The following is a 19,836-nucleotide window of genomic DNA, read 5'->3' as shown; positions in this document are numbered from 1 at the left end:
GTGATGGAGGGCGGCGGGGTGGTGGACCACATCGCGCGCAATGGCATCCAGGTGGCCTACGGGGCCTCGGGCCGGGTGGTGGACAACGAGGTGACGGGCCACGCGTACACGGGCGGCGAGGACACGGGGTCCGGCATCCTGGTGGTGGGCGGCTCGTTCTACGGTGTGGGACGGGCGCTGTGCCTCGGCCTGATCATCCAGGGCAACGAGGTGACGGGGAACGACGTCGGCATCAACCTGGCGCAGGGGGAGGGCGCCGGCTTCAACGCGCCCTCGGAGCCCACCCGGATCCAGGTGCTGGACAACGTGTTGCGCAATGGCGCGCTGACGAACAGGTCCGTCTATCAGGCGGGCATCTACGACTCCGGGACCGGGAACCTCATCAGCCGCAACAGGGTCAGCGGTGATGGCTATGACCCTGCGGCGCACCCGGGTGAGGCGTTCGCGGTGGACGTGAAGACGGTCGGAGCGGAGCGACAGGTGGCCTTCGCCACGCCGGCGCGGGCGGTGGATGTGGGGACGTGTTCCGAAGCGCTGGTGGTGCAGGGGCGGGACGTCGCGGGCAACCTGGCCCCGCTGGTGGATCCGAAGGTGGAGTTGAGCGCGTCGGTAGGCGGAGCGTCGTTCCACCTGCGCTCGGATTGCTCGGATGCGGCGGTGGCGTCGGTGGACCTCGCGGGCGCGCAGCGTGAAGCGGTCTTCTACGTCCGGGCAGCAGCCTCCGGTGTGCTGACCGTCACGGCGACGGGCGACGGCGAGAGCACGACGCAGGACCTCACCGTCCGCTGATCCGGAGCGCGGTCCACCTCATGCTCCGCGTGTGCGTGGCTCGGGTGGGTGAACGACCGACGGTCCGGGACGGACAGGGCACAGCACATCGTGATCGCCTCGGAAGGAACGGCGCGGTACACGGGGCGCGTGCACGGACGGGCGGTCATCACCTGGGTGGGGCTCTGGCTCCTTCTTCTGCTTCCCTCCTGTCTGCCGCGCGCCGTGAAGCAGGACGCGCCCGGTGGACCGGAGGACATGGCCCTCGCGTACCTGGAGGCGTGGGCGCGCAACGACCTGGGCGCCCAGCGACAGGCGCTCGTGGAGGTGCCCGCGGACTTCGACGCGCAGCACGCCCGGTGGCGGCAGGGCCTGGGTGTCACGGCCTCGCGCTTCGAAGGGCTCCACCTGGAGTCCGAGGACGACCGCGTCGCGGTGGTGACCTTTCGCGGCGTGCACTCGCTGCGGGGGCTGGGTGACTGGGCGGTGGAGTCCAGGTTGCGCTTCGAGCGCAAGGGCAAGCGCTGGAGCCTGCGCTGGACCCCGGAGGTGTTCCATCCGGAGGCCCGCGTCGGTGACAGCTTCGGACGCCTGCGAACCTGGGGTCCGCGCGCCGCGCTGCTCGACGCCCGTGGAGCGCCGCTCACCGTGCCTGGAGAGGTCATCACCATCGGGGCGTATCCAGGGCGGGTGAGGGACGGCGCGGCCGTGGCCAACGCGCTCCAGTCACAGCTCGGAATGGATCCACAGAGGATCCAGGCCGCCCTGAAGTCCGCGGGAGCGCAGCCCGAGCAGTTCCTCGCGTTCATCGACGTGCGCCCGGAGCGCTACCAGCAGGTGCGCGCCGTGCTGGCGCCGGTGCCCGGCATCTTCTTTCGCAAGAAGACCGCGCGCCTCTCCCCGGCGGAGGGCTTCGCCGCGCACACGCTGGGCCGCGTGGGCGAGGTGACGGCGGAGGCGCTCCATCTCCTGGGTCATCCCTACCAGGCGGGAGACGTCGTCGGGCTGTCGGGCCTGGAGCGGGCGCAGGAGAGGGCGCTGGCCGGAAGCCCGTCCGGCGAGGTGCGGTTGCTGCGCCGTTCGGGTGAGGCGGTGGTGCTGCACCGCTTCGAAGGCGCACCGGGAACGCCGGTGCGCACCACGTTGCGAAGGGACGTGCAGGCAGCGGCGGAGGCGGCGCTCGCGGACGTCACGAGGCCGGCGGCGCTGGTCGCGGTGGACACGGCCACGGGCGAAGTGCTGGCGGTGGCCAGCCGTCCCCTGGGGGAAGCGCTGCACCGGGCGCTGACGGGGCGCTACCCGCCGGGATCCACGTTCAAGGTCGTGACCGCCGAAGCGCTGCTCGCCAGCGGCGTGAAGCCAGACACCCGGGTCACCTGTCCCGTGGAGGTGACCGCGGGCCCCAGGCGCTTCCGCAACTTCGAAGCCGAAGCCTTCGGGGAGACGACCTTCCGGCAGGTGTTCGCGCTGTCGTGCAACACGGCGTTCATCCAGCTCTCCGCGAAGCTGGGGCGCAACGCGCTGGAGGATGCGGCCCGGCGCTTCGGCTTCGGGGCGCGCTACGACGTGGGCCTGCCCTCGCCCGGGGCGTCCTTCCCGCCACCGGGGGACGATGCCGACCGGGCCGCGGCCTCCATGGGGCAGGGGCGCGTGCTGGCCACGCCGCTGCACATGGCCACGGTCGCGGCGGCGGTGGACACCGGCGTCTGGCACGCACCGCGCCTGCTGGCGGACGCGGAGGAAGGCCCGGAGGCGCGGTTGAGCGCGGGCACCCCGGTGGCGCTTCGCGACCTCATGCGCGCGGTGGTGACGGACGGCACGGCGAAGTCGGCGGTGGGCTTCCAGGGGCTCATGGGCAAGACGGGGACCGCGGAGTTCGGCACGGCGCTGCCGCCCGAAACCCACGCGTGGTTCATCGGCTTGCGCGGGGGCATGGGCTTCGCGGTGTTCGTGGAAGGTGGCGGTGTGGGAGGCCGCGTCGCCGTCCCCATCGCAACGCGCTTCCTCCAGACGCTGGATGCAGCGGCGCGGTGAAGCTCCTGTCAGGAGCGCTGCCGCTCTGCCTCAAGGAACAACTGGGTGAGCGAGTAGTCCAGCAGTGCCTGTCGGGAGTGCATGTAGCGCCGGGCGCGCAGGAAGGGGAGCCAGACACGGTTTCCGATCCGCACCTGGGACTCCTCCAGCTTCTTGCGAGGAATCCACTCCCCACCCAACCGTCGCACCAGCACGCTGCCCAGATAGGCCCCCGCCGCGGGCGCCGTATGCGAGTCGATGTATTCCCGCAGATACCGTCTCGGAAAATCCTCTCGCCAGAAGTAGAGGTCGAGGTCCGTGAGTGACCCGGGCATCGAATCAAAGATGGAGGGCACCGAGGTGTGCAGTACCGCGATGAGCCCCTCGATGAGCTGGCGATACTGGTCGAGAACGAGGTCCGGATCCTCTACGTCGCAGGGCAGGGCGGCACTGGCTGGCAGCCATTCCTCCGGTTCGGGCGGTTGGTAGGCGTTGAGTTCGGCGATCTTCCGCTGACGCTCGCCGAGGAGGGCCCGATCCACCACGCCGAGGAGGAGCGGGGCCACGTCCGGGTGGAAGCGAGGCTCCACGGGGACGAGCGCCGCACTCCGCTCGCGCAGGGTCCGCAGCACGGTTGCTTCATCGAGTTCAGGCCGCAGGTGAGCCTGGATACGAGCCTGGGCCACTCGCGCCTCGTCACAGGCGAAGTCGGCGGGCGTGGGGCGCGTCACCAGGAGGATCGAACCGTTGGGAAGTGCTTCCACCTTGTAGGCTGGAGTGGAGAGCATTCGCTCGCGGCCAACGCTCTCCACCAGCTTCGGACCGAAGATGTTCAGCCAGCCCACCTCATAGATCTTGTCGAACCCGTCTCTGCGCGCGGTTCTCTCATCACGGCCGTAGTCGGGAGCGCCAGAAAGCTGGTCCTCGGCCAGACTGCTGGTCATGGCATGGGTGACGGGATGCTGTGACGCCCATTCACGAACCAGCTCCACGAATGCTCGGCTGCGCTCCGCATTCGCGAAGAATGAAAGCGGCTGGAGCGAGACATGGATGTCCAGCTTGGGAGGGTGGGGCGGAAACCACAGCAGAAGTGTCATGTCCAACGCGGGCCACTTCGTACGATGAAGACCCACCATCACACCGTGTTCGTCGCGCGCTTCTTCCACCGCCTTCCAGAAAGCAGCGCGAGAATACTTTCTCCGCCGTCGCCCCTTGACGACGTCTGGCATCCAATCCCCCGCGCAGGACTCTAGCGCTTGGAGGACCGGACCCAGGGTGTTTTCCAAGCCCGCCTCGGGGGCGAAGGTGCCTTCGAATGAAAGTCTGAGGCGATCCTCTACGGGCAGTTCGTGGAACTTAAGCGATTTCATTGAAACGACACCTCCACTCCCTTGACCTCGGTCGCAGTGCGCTCCACGGCGGACTTCAGGTCTATCGGGCCGCTTGGCTTCAATTCGCCGCCTTCATAGATGAGGCGGACCCTCTGGACCCGTGCTTCTATTTCCATTCCGGGCCTGCGAATTTTCAGCGTCTCACCGTAATACCTGAGCGCGAGCTTCGCGTCCCCGGTCATCTGCGTCGTCAGCTCCCCCAGCTCCATTCGAGAGAGGTCTCGGCTCTTGGTGCTGAACGTCTCGACACGAGGCGGTTGGCCGGCGGTTGGCTGGTTCTCAATCACGAGCAGATCCGCGAACCGGAGATCCGCCTTCATCACGCCCACGTGCATCTCGATGCGGGGCTGATTGAGGCCGAGCGTCGCTCCTCCGTCCACCACCACCGTGGGCTCCAACTGCATGAAGCCTTCGTCCTCGCCCGTCCTCGAACGCAGCGTCAGCGCCATGGCCTCCAGTCGCAACAGGTAGGCCCACTCCCGGCGAGGAGGGCGCTCCTCTTCCAACGGCGATGCGTCCGGGAGGGTCTCCGCCCCGACGGAGGCAGGCAGGAGCAGCCACAGCCAGAGAGCCCACTTCCGCGCCACGTGCATGCCGCCTCCTGTGACTGAAAGCCCAGCGATGCCGGAAGCAAAGGACACACGTCTGACGTTCGACCCGGCTTCGATGCCACGGTCTTGAAGGGCAGAGTCTCCGCCTCCTCTCGCGGACAGCCGCGCTCCCGTAAGCGCGGGCCCCGATGAAGGGACGCGAGGCGCAGTGCGTCCCTCCTGGACGGACGCACTGCGGACGCTATGCTCCAGGTCCTATGAAGACGTCCCTACCTGCGAAGTGGGTGTTGCTCAGCGTGCTGCTCGCGGGATCCGCGTTGGCGGAGGGGCGTGAGCAGCCCGGTGTTCGGAGCCTGTTCCTGTCGGATCATCCAGCCGCCGCGCCTCAACGTGTCTACGTGAAGGGGCGGGTGGTGACGGTCCTTCGCTTCGAGCAGGCCGTGGATGCGGTGCGGACCCGCCTGATGGGCGGGGACGGCCGCTTCGAGCCCGTGGGCGTCGTCGGGCGGAAGGTCATCGTGGAGCCCCGGCAGGAGTTGGATATCGATGAGGGTTTCTCACTGCTGGTGACGCTGGCGGACGGGCGCGAGGTCCCCTTCCTCCTTCGCCCGCCTTCTCCTGGACGTTGGGAGGGCCGTGGCGCGGATCAACAGCTCGACGTCTTCGAGGATCACCAGGGCCGCGAAGCCATGGTGTCCGCGCTGCGTGAGTCAGAGCGGGAGAACAAGACGCTGCGCGCGGACAACGAACGGCTGCGCAAGGAGGGCGTCTCCGAGGACCATGCGCTGGCGGCGCTGCTGGCCGTGGGCGCCGTACCCCAGACTCCCTTCATTCTCGCGGACCACTTCTCCGGAAGGGACGAGGACGCGGCGCTGGACGGCTCCATCTTCCGGGGCGTCGGGAAGGCGGCGGTGGTCTTCAAGGTGAAGAACCTTCACGCCACCCAACCCTGGAGCGTGAAGTCCGTGCGTCTGGTGGGAACTTCGGACGCGAAGGAGCGTGTCGTGGCGGTCCGGTCATCCGCGGAGGAACTTGTGCCAGGAACCTCCGGTGTGGTGGCGCTGGTCGTGGATGGGAGTGCATTCTTGGACCAGGGCACGCTGACCTCCCTGTTCCTGGAGCTGTACCGGCAGGACGGGCTTCGGCAAGCCGTGGTTCAACTGGATCCGAACCTGATCGGAAAGTAAGAGCGACTGGATGAGTTTCCGCAAATGCGCGTTCATGGGGTGTGTGGGGCTGCTGGGATTGTCGTTGGGATGCGCCACGACCCCTGGAGATGTCCGCCTTCGCGCTGACGGCACGCCCATGTGGGAGAAGTGCCCGGAGAAGTCGCTGGAGATCATGCGGTATCTGCAGCTCTTCGTGGGTGAAGCCGCCTGGGTCCAACTGGATGCGAACCAGAGCCGTGCGGACAACATCACCCTCTACGACGGCCCCATCGAAAGCGTCCTAGACGAAGACCTCGGAACATTGGGTGCGCCGGTCCGGCTCTATGGGCGCGTCTGGACCGGAGGGCGGCAGCCGGTCATCCGCTACTACGCGGCCAAACGCATGCGGGGAGGGGACACCATCCCCATCTGCGCGGTGGCGCGGCTCGGGTTCGGACAGTTGCGCAAACTGCCAGAGTCCAAGCCGGGGACCGCGGTCCTCGCGTCACCGCGAGCGGGTGTCTACATCGTCGACGAGTTCCGGTGAGTGAGCCCCGACGTCCTCCCAGGCCCGGGGACGTGAGGCCTCCGACTCAAGGACCCGAAGGTCAAGCCGACGAGCGCTGCGTCTCACCCATGTGAGACCGGTGGTCATCCCCGGTGACGCTGTCCACCCTTGGGGTATGGCCGACGAACGCCCGAGCGGCCGTGCTGCCAGGCCCGCGGTGCGGTCCCCAGGCCATGGTCGCAAGCGGCGAGGACCGGCCCCGAGGCGCCCGGGCCCGCCCGCCTGGAGCGGCCCCCTGGAGGCGCTGTGTGCCCGGCTGGACACGACGCCCCAGGGACTGTCCCAGGCAAGGGCGGAGGCGCGACTCGCCTCGGGAGGCCCCAACACGGTGGAGGCCCGGCACCGGCGCTCGTTGCCGGTGGAGCTCCTCCTGCGCCTGGGCAACCCGCTGGTGCTCGTGTTGCTGGTGGCCTGTGGCGTGTCGGCCGTCGTCCATGACCTGACCAGCTCCGCCATCATCGCGGTCATCGTGTTGATCAGCGTGGCGCTGGACTTCGTCCAGGAGCACCGCGCCAGCAACGCGGCGGAGCGCCTGCGCGGCGCGGTGGCCCTGCGCGCTCGCGTGCTGCGCGACGGTGAGGAGCGCGAACTGCCCGCGGTGTCTCTTGTCCCCGGAGACGTGGTCCTGCTCGCGGCTGGCAGCCGGGTGCCGGCGGATGCGCGCCTCCTGGCGTCGCGGGAGCTGTCCGTCAACGAGTCGCTGCTCACCGGCGAGCCCTATCCCGTGGAGAAGGCCCCCGCGGACGTGCCGGCGGACGCTCCGCTCGCGGAGGTGGGCAACGCCGTCTTTTCCGGCACCTCGGTGTTGGAAGGCACCGCCCGGGTGCTCGTCTTCGCCACCGGAGGGGACACGGAGGTGGGCGGCATCACCCGGTCCCTGGACGCCCCCGTCGCCTCCACCGCGTTTGAAAAGGACACGCGCCGCTTCTCCGGGATGTTGATGCGGCTGACGGTGCTGATGGTGCTGTTCGTCCTCCTGGTGAACCTGACCCTGGAGCGACCGCTGCTGGAGTCCTTCCTCTTCGCCGTGGCGCTGGCGGTGGGACTGACGCCGGAGCTGTTGCCCATGGTCGTGTCGGTGACGCTCGCGCGAGGCGCCCTGCGGCTCGCGAGCCAGGGCGTCATCGTCAAGCGGTTGAGCGCGGTGCACGACCTGGGGTGCATGGACGTGCTGTGCACGGACAAGACGGGGACGCTCACCGAGGCGAGCATCCGGATGGAGCGCCACGAGGATGCCTCCTGTGAGCAGAGCGAGCGCGTCCTGGAATGGGCCTTCCTCAACAGCCACTTCGCGACCGGCCTGCGCAGCCCCATGGACGCGGCCATCCTCGCGCGCCCCTTGCCGTGCACGCAGGGCTGGAGCAAACAGGACGAGCTGCCCTTCGACTTCGAGCGTCGCCGCGTGTCCGTGCTGCTGGAGAAGGCCGGCCGCCGCGTGCTGGTGGTGAAGGGCGCGCCGGAGGACCTGCTGTCCCGCTGTGAAGCACGGGAGGACGCGGACGGGACCGTGCGCGCCCTGGACACGGCCGCGCGAGACGCCTTGCAGGCCCGGGTGGATGCGCTGGGGGAGGAGGGCTTCCGGGTGCTGGGTGTCGCCTGGCGCGAGGGGCTGTCTCCGGGAGCACCCGCGACCCTGGAGGACGAGGCGCGGCTCGTCTTCGCGGGCTTCGTCGCCTTCCTGGATCCGCCCAAGCAGAGCGCGCGTCCGGCGCTGGCGGCGCTCGCCCAGGCGGGCATCGCGGTCAAGGTGGTGACGGGCGACAACGCGCGCGTGGCGGTGCATGTCTGCCGCGAGCTGGGGTTGGAGGTCGAGGACGTGCTCACCGGCGCGGAGGTGGCGCTGCTGGACGACCCGGGCCTGCGCGCGCGAGCCGGATCCACCACGGTCTTCGCCCGGGTGTCCCCCGCGCAGAAGGGCCGCATCCTGCGCGCGCTGCGGCAGCGGCGCCACGTGGTGGGCTACCTGGGAGACGGCATCAACGACGCGCCGTCGCTGCACGAAGCGGACGTGGGCATCTCCGTCGCGGGGGCGGTGGACGTGGCGCGCGAGGCCGCGGCGTTGATCCTCCTGCGACAGGAGCTGGGCGTCCTGCACGACGGCGTCATGGAGGGGCGGCGCACCTTCGGCAACGTCATGAAGTACATCCGCATGGGGACCAGCTCCAACTTCGGGAACATGCTGAGCATGGCCGTGGCGTCGCTGGTGCTGCCGTTCCTGCCCATGCTCCCCATCCAGATCCTCCTCAACAACCTGCTGTATGACGTGTCGGAGCTGGCCATCCCCCTGGACACGGTGGACGCGGAGCAACTGGAGAAGCCCCCGCGCTGGGACATGCGCTTCGTGCGCCTGTACATGGCGGTGTTCGGCTCGCTCAGCTCGCTCTTCGACGCGGCCACCTTCGCGGTGTTGCTGCGCGGCTTCCACGCCGACGCGACGCTCTTCCAGACGGGCTGGTTCATGGAGTCGCTGACCACGCAGGTGCTGGTCATCTTCATCATCCGGACCCGGGGAGGGCCGGGGCGCAGTCCTCCGTCGCGCTGGCTGCTGCTGTCATCGCTCAGCATGGTGATGGTGGCCAACGTGCTGCCCTTCACACCCCTGGGAGCCTTCTTCGGCTTCGTGGCGCCCCCGCCGAGGGTGCTGCTGTCGCTCGCCGCGCTGGTGGTGCTCTACCTGCTGTGCGCGGCGCTGCTCAACCGCTGGTTCCTCCGCCGCTTCAGCACCGCGTGACACCGCGTTCTTTTTCGCGCCGTCCATGCAATCGCTCGGCCCCTGGCGCGTGTGGAGGCTCATGAGCGGAGAGACCGAATGAATTGGAACCCCGTGCGCCTCTTGAGCGTCCTCGCCGTCCTGTTGCTGTTCGTGCCCGTCGCGGGCGCGGCGCCGAAGGCGCAGGAGCTGGACCGGCTGGTCACGCAGTACCACCAGCTGCGCCAGTTCAACGGCGCCGTGCTCGTCGCCAACGAGAAGGGCGTCATCCTCAAGAAGGGCTACGGCTTCGCCAACTTCGAATGGCAGGCCCCGAACACGCCGGACACGAAGTTCCGCCTGGCCTCCGTCTCCAAGCAGTTCACCGCGATGGTCGTCCTGCAGCTCGTCGCGGAGGGCAAGCTCCAACTGGACGACCCGCTCGTGAAGCTGCTGCCTGACTATCGCAAGGACACGGGCTCGCGCGTCACCCTCACGCACCTGCTGAACCACACCTCGGGCATTCCCAACTACACGTCCGCGCCCGGCTTCTTCGAGAAGGTGTCGCGCAATCCCTACAAGGTCGCGGACTTCGTGAAGGAGTTCGCCAGCGGCGACCTCCAGTTCGAGCCCGGCTCCAAGTTCGCCTACAGCAACTCCGGCTACTTCCTGCTCGGCGCCATCATCGAGCGCGCCACCGGCAAGACGTACGCGCAGGCGGTCCAGGAGCGCATCTTCGACAAGCTGGGGATGAAGAGCTCCGGCTACGACGTGTACGCCACCGTGCTCCCCAAGCGCGCGAGCGGCTACGAACTGGAGCCGGAGGGCTACATCAACGCCCCCTATCTGGACATGTCCATCCCGTACGCGGCCGGCTCGCTGTACTCCACGGTGGAGGACCTCTACCTCTGGGACCGCGCGCTCTACGCGGACGCGCTGCTGCCCTCGGCGCTCAAGCAGAAGATGTTCACGCCCGGGCTGGAGAAGTACGGCTTCGGGTGGACCATCGAACCGATGAAGCTGCAGGACGACAAGACGGAGCTGGCCACGGTGACGCACAGCGGCGGCATCAACGGGTTCAGCACCCGCATCTTCCGCATCCCCGCGAGCCGGGAGGTCGTCATCCTCCTGGACAACACGTCGCGCGGCGACAGGCTCAAGGAACTCGCGAACGGGTTGTTCAGCGCCCTCCATGGCATCACGCCCAAGGCGCCCCGGCCCGGCATCCGGGAGACCTTGAGCCAGACGCTCGACAAGGCGCCCGTGGCGGACCTCATCGCCCGGTATCGCGACCTGAAGGCGAAGAAGGCGGACGCGTATGACTTCTCCGAGCAGCAGCTCAACGGCCTGGGCTACCAGTTCCTCCGCGCGGGGCGGGTCACGGACGCCATTGAAGTCTTCAAGCTGAACGTGGAGATGTTCCCGAAGAACGGGAACCTCTACGACAGCCTGGGGGAGGCGTACCTGGCCCACGGCGACAAGGAGCAGGCCCGGGTGAACTACCGCAAGGCGCTGGAGCTGGAGCCGAACATGCCGAGCGCGGTGGAGGCACTCAAGACGCTGGGGCCCGCGGCGACGGCGCCCGCGACGAAGGCTGTTCCCTGAAGGACCGTGCGGGGAACGAATGGACCCGTTCCCCGCGACGTTCTGCTAGGTGGAGGCCCGACGTTCGTCCCTTCCGGAGGTGCCTGGATGAAGCTCTATTTCAATCCGAAGAGTCGCGCGGTGATCGCCAAGTGGATGCTCGATGAGTGCGGTGCCGAGTACGAGATCGTCCCCATCAGCTTCGAGAAGGGCGAGCACAAGGCGCCGGAGTTCCTGAAGATCAACCCGGCCGGCAAGCTGCCCGCGTTGGTGGACGGAGCGACCCGCGTGTTCGAGGGCGCGGCCATCTGTCTGTACCTGGCCGACAAGTATCCCCAGGCGAAACTCGCGCCGAAGCTGGATGCGCCGGAGCGCGGCCGCTACCTGTCCCTGATGGTGTACTCAACGTCCCAGTTGGAGCCCTCGATGGGCGACTTCCTGATGAAGGCCCCGACGGCGCCCTCGCGCGGCTGGACGGACTTCGAGGGGGCCCTGAACGCCATCGAGAACGAGCTGGGCGACGGGCCCTACCTGTTCGGCGACTGGTTCACCGCGGCCGACGTGATGATCGGCTCGATGTTCATCTGGCAGCGCATGTTCGGCTCCACGTCGGGCCGTCCGAAGATTGACGCCTACGTGGACCGGCTCCTGGCCCGTCCCAAGGGCATGAAGCTGCGCTGAAGCCTCCGGGGCGCGCCCTGTCTCAAGCGCGCCCCGAGTCGTCCCCTGCCGGTGCCGCGAACCCGCGCGCCAGCCAGTCGATGAACACGCGCACGCGAGGCGAGAGCTGCCGGCTGCGCGGGTAGAGCAGCGACACCGGCGTCGGCGTGGGCGGATGCGCGGTCAGCACCGGCACCAGCGTGCCTCGCGCGAAGTCCTCCTCCAGGTGGTAGCGCGGGGCCTGCATCAGCCCGAAGCCCAGCCGCGCGGAGGCCACCAGGCTCTCCGCCCCGTTCACCGAGACCGTGGCGGGAATCACCACCTGGCGCACCTCACCGCCCACGGTGAACTCCAGTGGCAACAGGCTCCCCGTCGCGGAGGAACGGAACCCCACCATCCGGTGCCCCTGCTGGAGCGCTTCAAGGCTCTCCGGCACGCCATGCCGCGCCAGATATGCCGGTGACGCGCACGTCACCTCCTCCAGCATCGCGACCCTCCGGGCCACCATGTCGCTGTCGTGGAGGTCCCCCACGCGCAGCACGCAGTCGATGCCCTCCCGGACCAGGTCCACCAGCCGGTCCCCCTCGCTCATGTACAGCTCGATGCCCGGGTAGCGCTCCAGGAACTCCGGCAGCCGGGGTAGCACGAACCTGCGCGCCAGTGTCCCGTGCACGTCCACGCGCAACAGCCCCTTCGGCTGCGCCCCCGCGAACGCCGCGTCCGCTTCCTCCAGGTCCGCCAGCAGCGACACGCAGCGCTGGTAGTACGCCTCGCCGTCCAGCGTGGGGCTCACGTGCCGCGTCGTGCGCTGGAGCAGGCGCACGCCCAGCCGCTCCTCCAGTTGCTTCACCGCGTCCGTCACCGACGACCGGGGCAGCCCCAGGTCCTGGGCCGCCTGCGTGAAGCTCCTGCGCTCCACGATGCGGGTGAAGACCCGCAGTGCATCGAACCGGTCCATTGTCCGCCCTGTCGAACAGTGATGCCGAACCGTGCCTGATTATCCGTACGGAGGAAAGGCGCATCTTCCTCTCATCCACGCAGCAGCGACCCCGGAGAGAGACCATGACCGCCCAGACCCAGAACCCCCAGAGCACCAAGAAGACCGCCATCGTGACCGGCGCCTCGCGCGGCATCGGGGCCGCCGTGGCGGAGCGGCTCGCCCGGGACGGCTTCAACGTCATCGTCAACTACGCGGGCAGCAAGGACTCCGCCGAAGCGCTGGTGCGCAAGATTGAGGCGGCCGGGGGCCGCGCCCTCAGTGCCCAGGCGGATGTGTCCGACCCGACAGCCGTCGCCCGGATGTTCGACTCGGCGGAGACCGTGTTCGGCGGCGTGGACGTGCTGGTGAACAACGCGGGCGTGATGATGCTCAAGCGCTTCGCGGACAGCGACGACGCGCTGTTCGACCGGCAGATCGCCATCAACTTGAAGGGCACCTTCAACGGCCTGCGCGAAGCCGCGCGCCGCCTGCGCGACGGGGGCCGCATCGTCAGCTTCTCCACCAGCGTCGTGGGGCTGAAGCTGGAAACGTACGGCGTCTACGCCGCCACCAAGGCCGCCGTGGAGACGATGACGGCCATCCTCTCCAAGGAGCTGCGCGGCCGCTCCATCACCGTCAACGCCGTCGCCCCCGGCCCCACCGCCACCGACCTGTTCCTCGACGGCAAGTCGCGGGACGTCGTGGACCGCATGGCGAAGATGAACCCGCTGGAGCGCCTGGGCACCCCGGAGGACATCGCCGCGTCGGTGGCCTTCCTCGTCGGCCCTGACGGCGGGTGGATCAACGGCCAGGTGCTGCGCGCCAACGGCGGCATGGTCTGAGACTTTTCTCCGGGAGGGGGTGAGGAGAAAAAAGGGGCCATGTCGTTGGGAGGGGGCAGGCGCGAAACCAGCGCCCCCGTCCCAGGAGCCGCACCCATGCCCTCCCGCCTTCGTTCCGCCGCCCGGCTCACCGCCGTGGCCGTCGCCACCGTCAGCGTCGGTGCCTCCGCGCAGACCTATGCCTTTCCCGGCAGCAGCGCGGACCTCCCGGAGGGCAGCCACTGGTGGATCTCCAGCGACCATGACGGCACGGAGAACCGGGACCTCAATGCCGTGCGCTTCGATGACACCACCAGCCGGTTCACCCGCGTGAAGATTCCCTTCGCGGACTACGCCGTGAACCCCAAGAACTCCGACTGGGTCATCTACGGGCTGCCCGTCTCCGCCATCGCGGACGGTGAGGTGGTGACCTGCTGGCGCAACGCCCCGGAGGGCCTCAAGCCCGCCGTGCACGGCGGTGACGACGTGCCCCACCCGGGCCGCACCTCGGATCCGCTCAGGATCCCGCGTTCGGGCAACCACCTGAACATCCGCACGAACGACGGGAAGATCATCCTCTACGCGCACATGCAGCCGGGCAGCATCCCGGAGGCGCTGTGCCCCTTCAATGACACCTACGTGGCGGACGCGGAGGACCGCGTGGGCGACCTTCCCCGCGAGGTGATGGTCCCCACCGCGCAGCGGGCCTTCGTGAAGCGCGGGCAGTTCATCGGCCGCGTGGGCAGCTCCGGCGCTTCGTCGGGTCCGCACCTGCACGTGCACCTGAAGCCCATGCTGAGCGAGACGACGATGGGGGAATCCCTGCCGCTGCCTTTCTCCCAGGCGTGGCAGAAGAACGGGTCGGTGGCGTACGACTCCTCGCTCGACTTCGTTCCGCTGCGCTCCGAAGCCCTGAACCAGTTCCCCTCCGCCATCCACCCGGATCCGCTGCTGCGCCGGGGCTCCATCACCGGGGATGCGGCGATGGAGGTGGCGATGACGTCCTCGGGCGACACGGTGGTGACCGCCACGCGCGACGTCTCCGGGCGGCTCGCGCTGGGCTCCTGGCGGCTCGCGGGGGACGGCACCTTCACGAAGCTCCACGGCACCACCACCACCGACGCCTCCACCTACGTCTCCATCGCGAACCCCGGCCTGGGCCGCGACGTGGTGACGGCCGCGCGGGATGGTGACGGCAAGCTGAAGCTCACCGCGTGGCGCGTGTCACTCGGCGGCAGCTTCACCCGGCAGGCAGAGGCGGGCGGGGATGCCATCTCCAGCCAGATGGCGCTCGCGTCCATGCCGGGCGGGAGCCTGGGCGTGGTGAGCGCCGTCCGCGACGCGGCGGGCCGCTTGAAGGTCAGCACCTGGGAGACCTCCTCCAGCCTGGACACCATCACCCGCCGGGGCAACGGCTTCGGTGAGGATGCCACCCACGTCTCGCTCGCGGCCGTCGCCAATGGCCGCGTCGCGGGGGATACGGGCAGCAGCTTCAAGGGCGTCGTCACCGCGGTGCGCACCCCGGCCGGCAAGCTGAGCGTCACGGCCTGGGAGATCGGCTCCACGGGCCTCGTCTCCAAGCGCGGCACCTACCTGGGTGGCGACGTGGCGGACGTGGCCATCAGCAGCCTCTCCTTCACCAACGTGCGGGACCTGGTGGTGGTCAGCGCCCGGCTGCCCACGGGCGTGCTGCGCAACATCTCCTTCGACATCACCACGGCCGGACAGCTCGTGCGCCGTGACGACGAGGACGCCAGCGGTGTCCTGGACGTGCAGGCCGCGCGGGTGGTGGGCCAGCACCTGGTGACGTCGGTGCGCGACTCGGGGGGCAACCTGCGCGTGTTCACCTGGGACGTGGACGCGAACAGCCAGGTGCACCGCACCGGGCAGGAAATCGCGGGCGACATCCTGGACGGGACGGCGCTCACGTCCACCTATGTGGGTGGCCGCTTCGTCATCACCGCCGTGCGCCTCACGACGGGCGGCGACGTGCGGTTGATCGCCTGGGACGCGAACCTTCCGTAGCGGGTGTTCGTCTCCGAGCACCGACTCGGGGATTTGCCCGGTTTGCCCGACTCCGCCTTGCCGCCGATGAGGCTTTCAACGACCATCGGCACCCTTTCCCGGAGGGGATGCATCTTGGAGCTGCGACACGGCCACTCCGCGGGGGCCTCGCCGGACGCCGGGCTCGAAACGCTGCGGCGCGACCTGGAGAAGGCCCTCGCCCGCGTCTGCCCTCCGTCCCTCGCGGACCGGCGGGACGACCTGGTGCAGGTGGCGATGATGCGGGTGGTGGAGCTGCGCAAGCGGGACCCGGGACACGCGGACCTCTCGTCCGCGTACCTGTACCGGGTGGCGTACACGGCGCTCATCGATGAGCTGCGCCGGGTGAACGCACGCAAGGAGGTGGCGCTGGAGGAAGTGGAGCAGTCGCCCGTGCAGCCCGTGGCGCCGGGGGACCCGGAGCGTTCCGCCGGTGCCGCGCAGATTGCCCGGGCCGTGCGCGACTGCCTCCAGGGGCTGGTGCAGGACCGCCGCCTCGCCGTGACGCTGCACCTGCAGGGGCACACCATTCCGGAAGCAGCGGAGCTGCTGGGCTGGGAGAGCAAGCGCACCGAAAACCTCATCTACCGCGGACTCAGCGCCCTGCGCGCGTGTCTCTCCACGAAGGGAATCACGCCGTGAGCGAACGCCGCCCCGAGGATGACTCCATCGACGACGCGGGGGTGGAGCGGCTGCGCACGGCGCTGCGCGAGGACGCGGCGTCAGGAGAACCGGTGGACGCGGACCTCGTCTGGCGCGCCGTGATGAAGGAGCTTCCGGCGGATGAGCGTCGCGCGGTCATCGAGCGCGTCGCGGCGGACCCCGCATGGGCCCAGGCCTGGCGGCTGGCGATGGAGATGTCCCGGGCGGCCACGGAGGCGCAAGCACCGGCGAAGGTGCTGTCGCTGACGGACCGCAAAGCGCAGGGCAAGCGCTTCTGGAGTGGCCGTCCTGTGTGGGCCGCGATGGCGGCGATGTGGGTGGTGCTGGTGGGCGCGGTCGTGGTGTTGCGGCAGCAGCAGCAGGGGGCGGATCCGGAGCGGATCCGGGGGGGCGCGGCGGAGGCCATCACCTCCGAGGTGCCGGAGGCCACCACGCTGCCTCGCGACCGCTTCGTGTTGCGTTGGAGCGGGGTGCCCCAGGCGACGCACTGGAGCGTGCAGGTGTCGTCGGAGGACCTGAAGGTGTTCCACCGCGTGGAGCGGCTGGAGCAGCGGGAGTACACCGTACCCGCCTCGGTGCTGACGGAGCTGCCCTCGGGGGCGAGGGTGCTCTGGCAGGTGGAAGCGCGGTTGCCGGATGGCGGTGTCCGGCGTGGCAGCACGTTCGTGAATCGGTTGCAGTAAGTCCGCGCGAGGCCGGCGCGCGGTCCATTCCAAGACAATGCAGAGGGGGATGTGATGATGGCAGGCAATGCTGGCGGTGGATGGGTGCGGGCGCTCGCGGTCACCGCGCTCGTCTGGGGTTTCACGGCGATGGCGCAGGCCGTGCCCACCACGAAGGTGATGACGACGGTGCCGGTGACGGGAGCGGCCCTGGACACGGTGGTGGCCTCCGTGCTGGACGTGGGGGTGAGCCGGGGCGGCACGCTGACGGTGACGTTGCGCATCCTGTCGGACAGTGGGGCCGTGCTCGCGGAGGTCACGGGGCCGGTGACGGAGGGTGTCCCGCTGCGCCTGTCGGCCCGGGCCCCCTCGGCCGCCGGCGTTCGGGCCCAGCTCGTCTTTCCGTCGAACACCGAGCCGCTCGCCCTGGGCGGTCTGGTGTTCGAGCGATGGACCCCGCCGGCGCCTCCCGGAAATCGACCCTTGTTCTGCAAGATTCCCAGGACCGGTGATCCGCTGGGCGGGTATCCCAATCCGACCACGGGGGAACCCCTGCGGTGCACGGTGGCCTACGGGAACTGACGTGTCCGGGGTCCGGCGACAGCGCATGCCGCGTCTGGGATTGCTCCTCCTCGCGGTGGGGCTGACCCTGCACGGCCTCGTGGCCGTCGCCGGACCTCCAGAGCCCTCCGCGCTCGCCCGGTGCGAGGAGGGCTTCGCCGCCCATCCGGAGGGTTCGGACGCGGCGATGTGTTTCTTCCGCGAGGCCCAGGACCCCGCCCGTCGCGACGAGGCCCGGCGCAGGCTGGGCGGCCTCATCGCGAGCCATCCGGATCGCCCCTGGCTCACGCTGGTGCTCGGACACGTGGAGATGCTCTCCGAGCCGCGCCTGGCGGAAGCGTCCTACCGCCGCGCGGCCCTCGCGTTCCGGCGGCTGGGGGACGCGGAGGGGGAGGTGATGGCCGGCATCAACCTGCGCAACGTGCTGGGGTTGCTGGGCCAGACGGAGGAGGCGCACGTCTGGGTCCTGCGGGTGGGGGAAGTGGCCCGTGCCTCCGGGGATGCCCAGCTCCAGGTGCGAGCGCTCATCCTGGAGGCGTCCGAGCTCTCCGACCTGGGCCAGGACCTGGGCCGCGCCTATCGCCTCCTCAAGCGCGCGGAGGTGCTCGTCTTCTCCGGGGGCAGCGACGGGATGAAGAAGCAGTTGCTGAACGGCCTGGCCACCGTGAGCGCGAACCTGGGGCATTACGACGAGGCGCTGGATGCGTATGGGAAGCTCGCGGAGCTCGCGCGCAGCACCCACGACCTGGGCACGGAGGCGCGGGTGCGGCTCGCCTTCGCCACCCTCGCGTTCCAGCGCCATGAGGAGCAGCCCGAACCGGGAGGTCGGCCGGAGCTGCTGCGCCTCGCACGCGAAGCGCTCGCGGCGGCGAAGCGCGCGGGCAGCAAGGCCTTCGAGGCGATGGCCCTGCGCCTCATGGCGGAGCTGCTGGGCGACAGTCCGGAGGAGCAGCGCGAGGCGGATGGACACCTGACGCGCTGTCTGGACCTGGCCCGCGAGGCGGGGCTGCCCGAGCGGCGCATCGCCTGTCTGTGGACGCGCGCGGAACGGCTCGCGGGCGTGGATGCCGCCGCCGCCGAGCGCGACGCGGACGAAGCCCTGGCCCTCGCCGCCGAGCATGACAATCCGCGCTACCTCGCCTCCGCGTGGCGGGCGCGCTCGATGGTGGCCTTCCGCACGCGGCCCCTGCCGGAGGCGCTGCGACAGGCGGAGCGCGCGCTGGACGCGGTGGAGGTCCTGCGCCAGTTGCAGAAGGACGCCTCCAGCCAGGCGGAGCTGTTCTCCAGTTGGGCCCATGACTATCACCGGCTCGCGGGCCGCACGCTGGAGGCCGGTGAGACCTCCGCGCTGCCGTCCCGCGAAGCGATGGAGCGCGCCTTCGCGGTGAGTGAGCGGCTGCGCGCCCGGACGTTGTTCGAGGCGCTGGCGGCTTCCCGGGCCCTCTCCGCCGGAGAGGACACGCCCGAGCGTCGGGAGGCGCGGGCCCACGCGCTGCGCGGCCTGTCCACCACCCAGCGCCGGCTGCTCGAAAAGGACCTGTCCGAGTCCGAGCGCACGCGACTGCTGGCGGAACTCCAGGAGCTGGAGCGACGGGAGCACGAGCTGCGGCCAGCGCCCCGTCACGCCGAGGTCCGGTTCGCGTCGCTGACCCAGACCGAGCAGCGCCTGGGGACCGACGAGGCACTGCTCGTCTTCCTCGTGGGCGCGGACCAGGACTTCCAGGGCGCGCCAGCGGGTGGTGCGTGGGTGCTGGCGGTGACCCGCGAGGGCACGCGCGCGCACCGCCTTCCCGAACGGGCCCGGCTGCGTCCCGCGGTGGCGCTCCTGTCGGGCCTCATCGAGCGGCGCGACGGTTCGGAGGCCGGGGCCGCCGCCGCGCTGTATGCGCAGTTGCTTGCCCCCGCGCTGCGGGAGCTTCCTTCGAGCGTGTCGCGTCTGTTGTTGGTGCCGGACGGGCCGCTGCACGACCTGGCCTTCGCGGCGTTGCGGGAGCGCGCGGATGGACCACCGTTGATCTCCCGGTACGAGCTGGCGCTGGTGCCCTCCGCGAGCCTGCTGCACCACTGGCGGGAGCGGGCCGTGCGCCCCCCGGGAGGAGAGGCCCTGGTCCTGGCGGATCCTGACCGGGCCGCGGCCCCGACGGTGGTGGCCTCCGCGCGGGGCGGCGTGTTCGGGGAGACCGCGAACCTGGGAGCGCTCCCCGAAGCGAGGCGCGAAGGGCACACCGTGGAGGCGTCCCTGGAGGACACCGCCGTGAAGCCCCGGCTGCTGGTGGGGGCCGCCGCCTCCGAGCAGGCCCTGAAGGCGTCCCGGTTGGACGACGTGCGCATCCTCCATGTCGCCGCGCACGCCGTCGTCGACGTCGAGGCCCCGGAGCGCTCCGCGCTGGTGCTGGCCCCCGGCGCGGAGCAGGAGGACGGTCTGCTCCAGCCCCGGGAGATCACGGAGCTGGGCCTGGGGGACGCGCTGGTGGTGCTCTCCAGTTGCCAGGGCGCGTCCGGCGCGCAGCTCGCGGGGGAAGGGGTGCTGAGCCTGGCGCGGGCCTTCTTCGAAGCCGGTGCGCGCGCCGTGGTGGCCAGCCTGTGGCCCCTGCGTGACGCCGAGGCCGCGTGGCTCCTGGAGCGCTATTACAGACATCTGGCCACGGGGCAGGGCGTGTCACAGGCCCTGCGCTCCGCCCAGCGCGATGCCTGGGAGGACGGTCAGCCCGCCGCGGCCTGGGCGGGGCTCGGGG

15 protein-coding genes and 1 pseudogene are annotated in these 19,836 nt (G+C 69.9%); 13 read left to right on the top strand and 3 right to left on the bottom strand.

Annotation, left to right across the window (positions count from 1 at the left end):
* Window positions 1-789 (top strand): annotated as a pseudogene (locus D7X74_RS25365) (right-handed parallel beta-helix repeat-containing protein); the annotation flags it as partial.
* A 90-nt stretch (window positions 790-879) separates the two neighbouring features.
* Window positions 880-2,802 (top strand): penicillin-binding transpeptidase domain-containing protein, encoded by a 1,923-nt coding sequence (locus D7X74_RS25360; protein ID WP_255424482.1) that lies wholly within the window; start codon window positions 880-882, stop codon window positions 2,800-2,802.
* An 8-nt stretch (window positions 2,803-2,810) separates the two neighbouring features.
* Here D7X74_RS25360 and D7X74_RS25355 read toward each other — a convergent pair whose 3' ends face one another.
* A complete protein-coding gene (locus D7X74_RS25355; protein WP_120535579.1) occupies window positions 2,811-4,151 on the bottom strand; it encodes a hypothetical protein in 1,341 nt (446 codons plus the stop codon).
* Window positions 4,148-4,765 carry a hypothetical protein gene (locus D7X74_RS45335; RefSeq protein WP_199741889.1) on the bottom strand — a complete coding sequence of 206 codons (618 nt, stop codon included), beginning with the start codon at window positions 4,763-4,765 and terminating at the stop codon, window positions 4,148-4,150. The genes D7X74_RS25355 and D7X74_RS45335 overlap by 4 nt, the downstream gene beginning before the upstream one ends.
* Window positions 4,766-4,980: 215 nt before the next feature.
* On the opposite strand from D7X74_RS45335, the gene D7X74_RS25345 reads away from it, so the two are divergent.
* From D7X74_RS25345 to D7X74_RS25325, 5 genes are all read left to right on the top strand, one after another.
* Window positions 4,981-5,910, top strand: coding sequence for a DUF2381 family protein (locus D7X74_RS25345; RefSeq protein WP_120535578.1), 930 nt, complete (start codon window positions 4,981-4,983; stop codon window positions 5,908-5,910).
* A 10-nt stretch (window positions 5,911-5,920) separates the two neighbouring features.
* On the top strand, window positions 5,921-6,418 hold the full coding sequence (locus D7X74_RS25340) for a hypothetical protein (protein ID WP_120535577.1): 498 nt from the start codon (window positions 5,921-5,923) through the stop codon (window positions 6,416-6,418).
* Between the two features lie 178 nt (window positions 6,419-6,596).
* Complete coding sequence (gene mgtA / locus D7X74_RS25335) at window positions 6,597-9,170, top strand: magnesium-translocating P-type ATPase (protein WP_233602247.1); 2,574 nt, start codon at window positions 6,597-6,599, stop codon at window positions 9,168-9,170.
* 78 nt (window positions 9,171-9,248) lie between these two features.
* Entirely contained in the window at window positions 9,249-10,733 is a 1,485-nt protein-coding gene (locus tag D7X74_RS25330; RefSeq protein WP_120535575.1) for a serine hydrolase, read from the top strand.
* An 87-nt stretch (window positions 10,734-10,820) separates the two neighbouring features.
* Window positions 10,821-11,393 carry a glutathione S-transferase family protein gene (locus tag D7X74_RS25325; RefSeq protein WP_120535574.1) on the top strand — a complete coding sequence of 191 codons (573 nt, stop codon included), beginning with the start codon at window positions 10,821-10,823 and terminating at the stop codon, window positions 11,391-11,393.
* Window positions 11,394-11,415: 22 nt separating this feature from the next.
* On the opposite strand, the gene D7X74_RS25320 is transcribed toward D7X74_RS25325, so the two are convergent.
* Complete coding sequence (locus tag D7X74_RS25320; RefSeq protein ID WP_120535573.1) at window positions 11,416-12,330, bottom strand: LysR family transcriptional regulator; 915 nt, start codon at window positions 12,328-12,330, stop codon at window positions 11,416-11,418.
* Between the two features lie 104 nt (window positions 12,331-12,434).
* Between D7X74_RS25320 and D7X74_RS25315 the strand changes: the two genes are divergently transcribed.
* The 6 genes from D7X74_RS25315 to D7X74_RS25290 all read left to right on the top strand — a co-directional run.
* Window positions 12,435-13,193, top strand: coding sequence for an SDR family oxidoreductase (locus D7X74_RS25315; protein ID WP_120535572.1), 759 nt, complete (start codon window positions 12,435-12,437; stop codon window positions 13,191-13,193).
* Between the two features lie 96 nt (window positions 13,194-13,289).
* Window positions 13,290-15,197 (top strand): M23 family metallopeptidase, encoded by a 1,908-nt coding sequence (locus tag D7X74_RS25310; protein WP_120535571.1) that lies wholly within the window; start codon window positions 13,290-13,292, stop codon window positions 15,195-15,197.
* Window positions 15,198-15,311: 114 nt separating this feature from the next.
* The gene (locus tag D7X74_RS25305) at window positions 15,312-15,857 is read left to right on the top strand and encodes an RNA polymerase sigma factor (protein ID WP_233595514.1); all 546 of its coding nucleotides are present in this window, start codon (window positions 15,312-15,314) and stop codon (window positions 15,855-15,857) included.
* A complete protein-coding gene (locus D7X74_RS25300; protein WP_120535569.1) occupies window positions 15,854-16,561 on the top strand; it encodes a hypothetical protein in 708 nt (235 codons plus the stop codon). The genes D7X74_RS25305 and D7X74_RS25300 overlap by 4 nt, the downstream gene beginning before the upstream one ends.
* A 54-nt stretch (window positions 16,562-16,615) precedes the next feature.
* Window positions 16,616-17,122, top strand: a complete 507-nt coding sequence (locus D7X74_RS25295) for a hypothetical protein (protein WP_233595515.1) — start codon at window positions 16,616-16,618, stop codon at window positions 17,120-17,122.
* A gap of 25 nt (window positions 17,123-17,147) precedes the next feature.
* Window positions 17,148-19,836, top strand: a 2,689-nt coding sequence (locus D7X74_RS25290; protein ID WP_147446671.1) for a CHAT domain-containing protein, incomplete at its 3' end; no start/stop codon positions are given.

Source organism: Corallococcus sp. CA047B (assembly GCF_003612065.1).
Taxonomy (GTDB): domain Bacteria; phylum Myxococcota; class Myxococcia; order Myxococcales; family Myxococcaceae; genus Corallococcus; species Corallococcus praedator.
The sequence above is the reverse complement of the archived record's forward strand: the minus strand, read 5'-3'. Positions and strand labels throughout refer to the sequence as shown.

What these genes read in the sequence shown, in the direction of transcription:
- D7X74_RS25355 (WP_120535579.1), bottom strand. Translation starts at nt 4,151, where the DNA reads ATGAAATCGCTTAAGTTCCACGAACTGCCCGTAGAGGATCGCCTCAGA.
- D7X74_RS45335 (WP_199741889.1), bottom strand. Translation starts at nt 4,765, where the DNA reads ATGCACGTGGCGCGGAAGTGGGCTCTCTGGCTGTGGCTGCTCCTGCCT.
- D7X74_RS25345 (WP_120535578.1), top strand. Translation starts at nt 4,981, where the DNA reads ATGAAGACGTCCCTACCTGCGAAGTGGGTGTTGCTCAGCGTGCTGCTC.
- D7X74_RS25340 (WP_120535577.1), top strand. Translation starts at nt 5,921, where the DNA reads ATGAGTTTCCGCAAATGCGCGTTCATGGGGTGTGTGGGGCTGCTGGGA.
- D7X74_RS25330 (WP_120535575.1), top strand. Translation starts at nt 9,249, where the DNA reads ATGAATTGGAACCCCGTGCGCCTCTTGAGCGTCCTCGCCGTCCTGTTG.
- D7X74_RS25325 (WP_120535574.1), top strand. Translation starts at nt 10,821, where the DNA reads ATGAAGCTCTATTTCAATCCGAAGAGTCGCGCGGTGATCGCCAAGTGG.
- D7X74_RS25320 (WP_120535573.1), bottom strand. Translation starts at nt 12,330, where the DNA reads ATGGACCGGTTCGATGCACTGCGGGTCTTCACCCGCATCGTGGAGCGC.
- D7X74_RS25315 (WP_120535572.1), top strand. Translation starts at nt 12,435, where the DNA reads ATGACCGCCCAGACCCAGAACCCCCAGAGCACCAAGAAGACCGCCATC.
- D7X74_RS25310 (WP_120535571.1), top strand. Translation starts at nt 13,290, where the DNA reads ATGCCCTCCCGCCTTCGTTCCGCCGCCCGGCTCACCGCCGTGGCCGTC.
- D7X74_RS25295 (WP_233595515.1), top strand. Translation starts at nt 16,616, where the DNA reads ATGATGGCAGGCAATGCTGGCGGTGGATGGGTGCGGGCGCTCGCGGTC.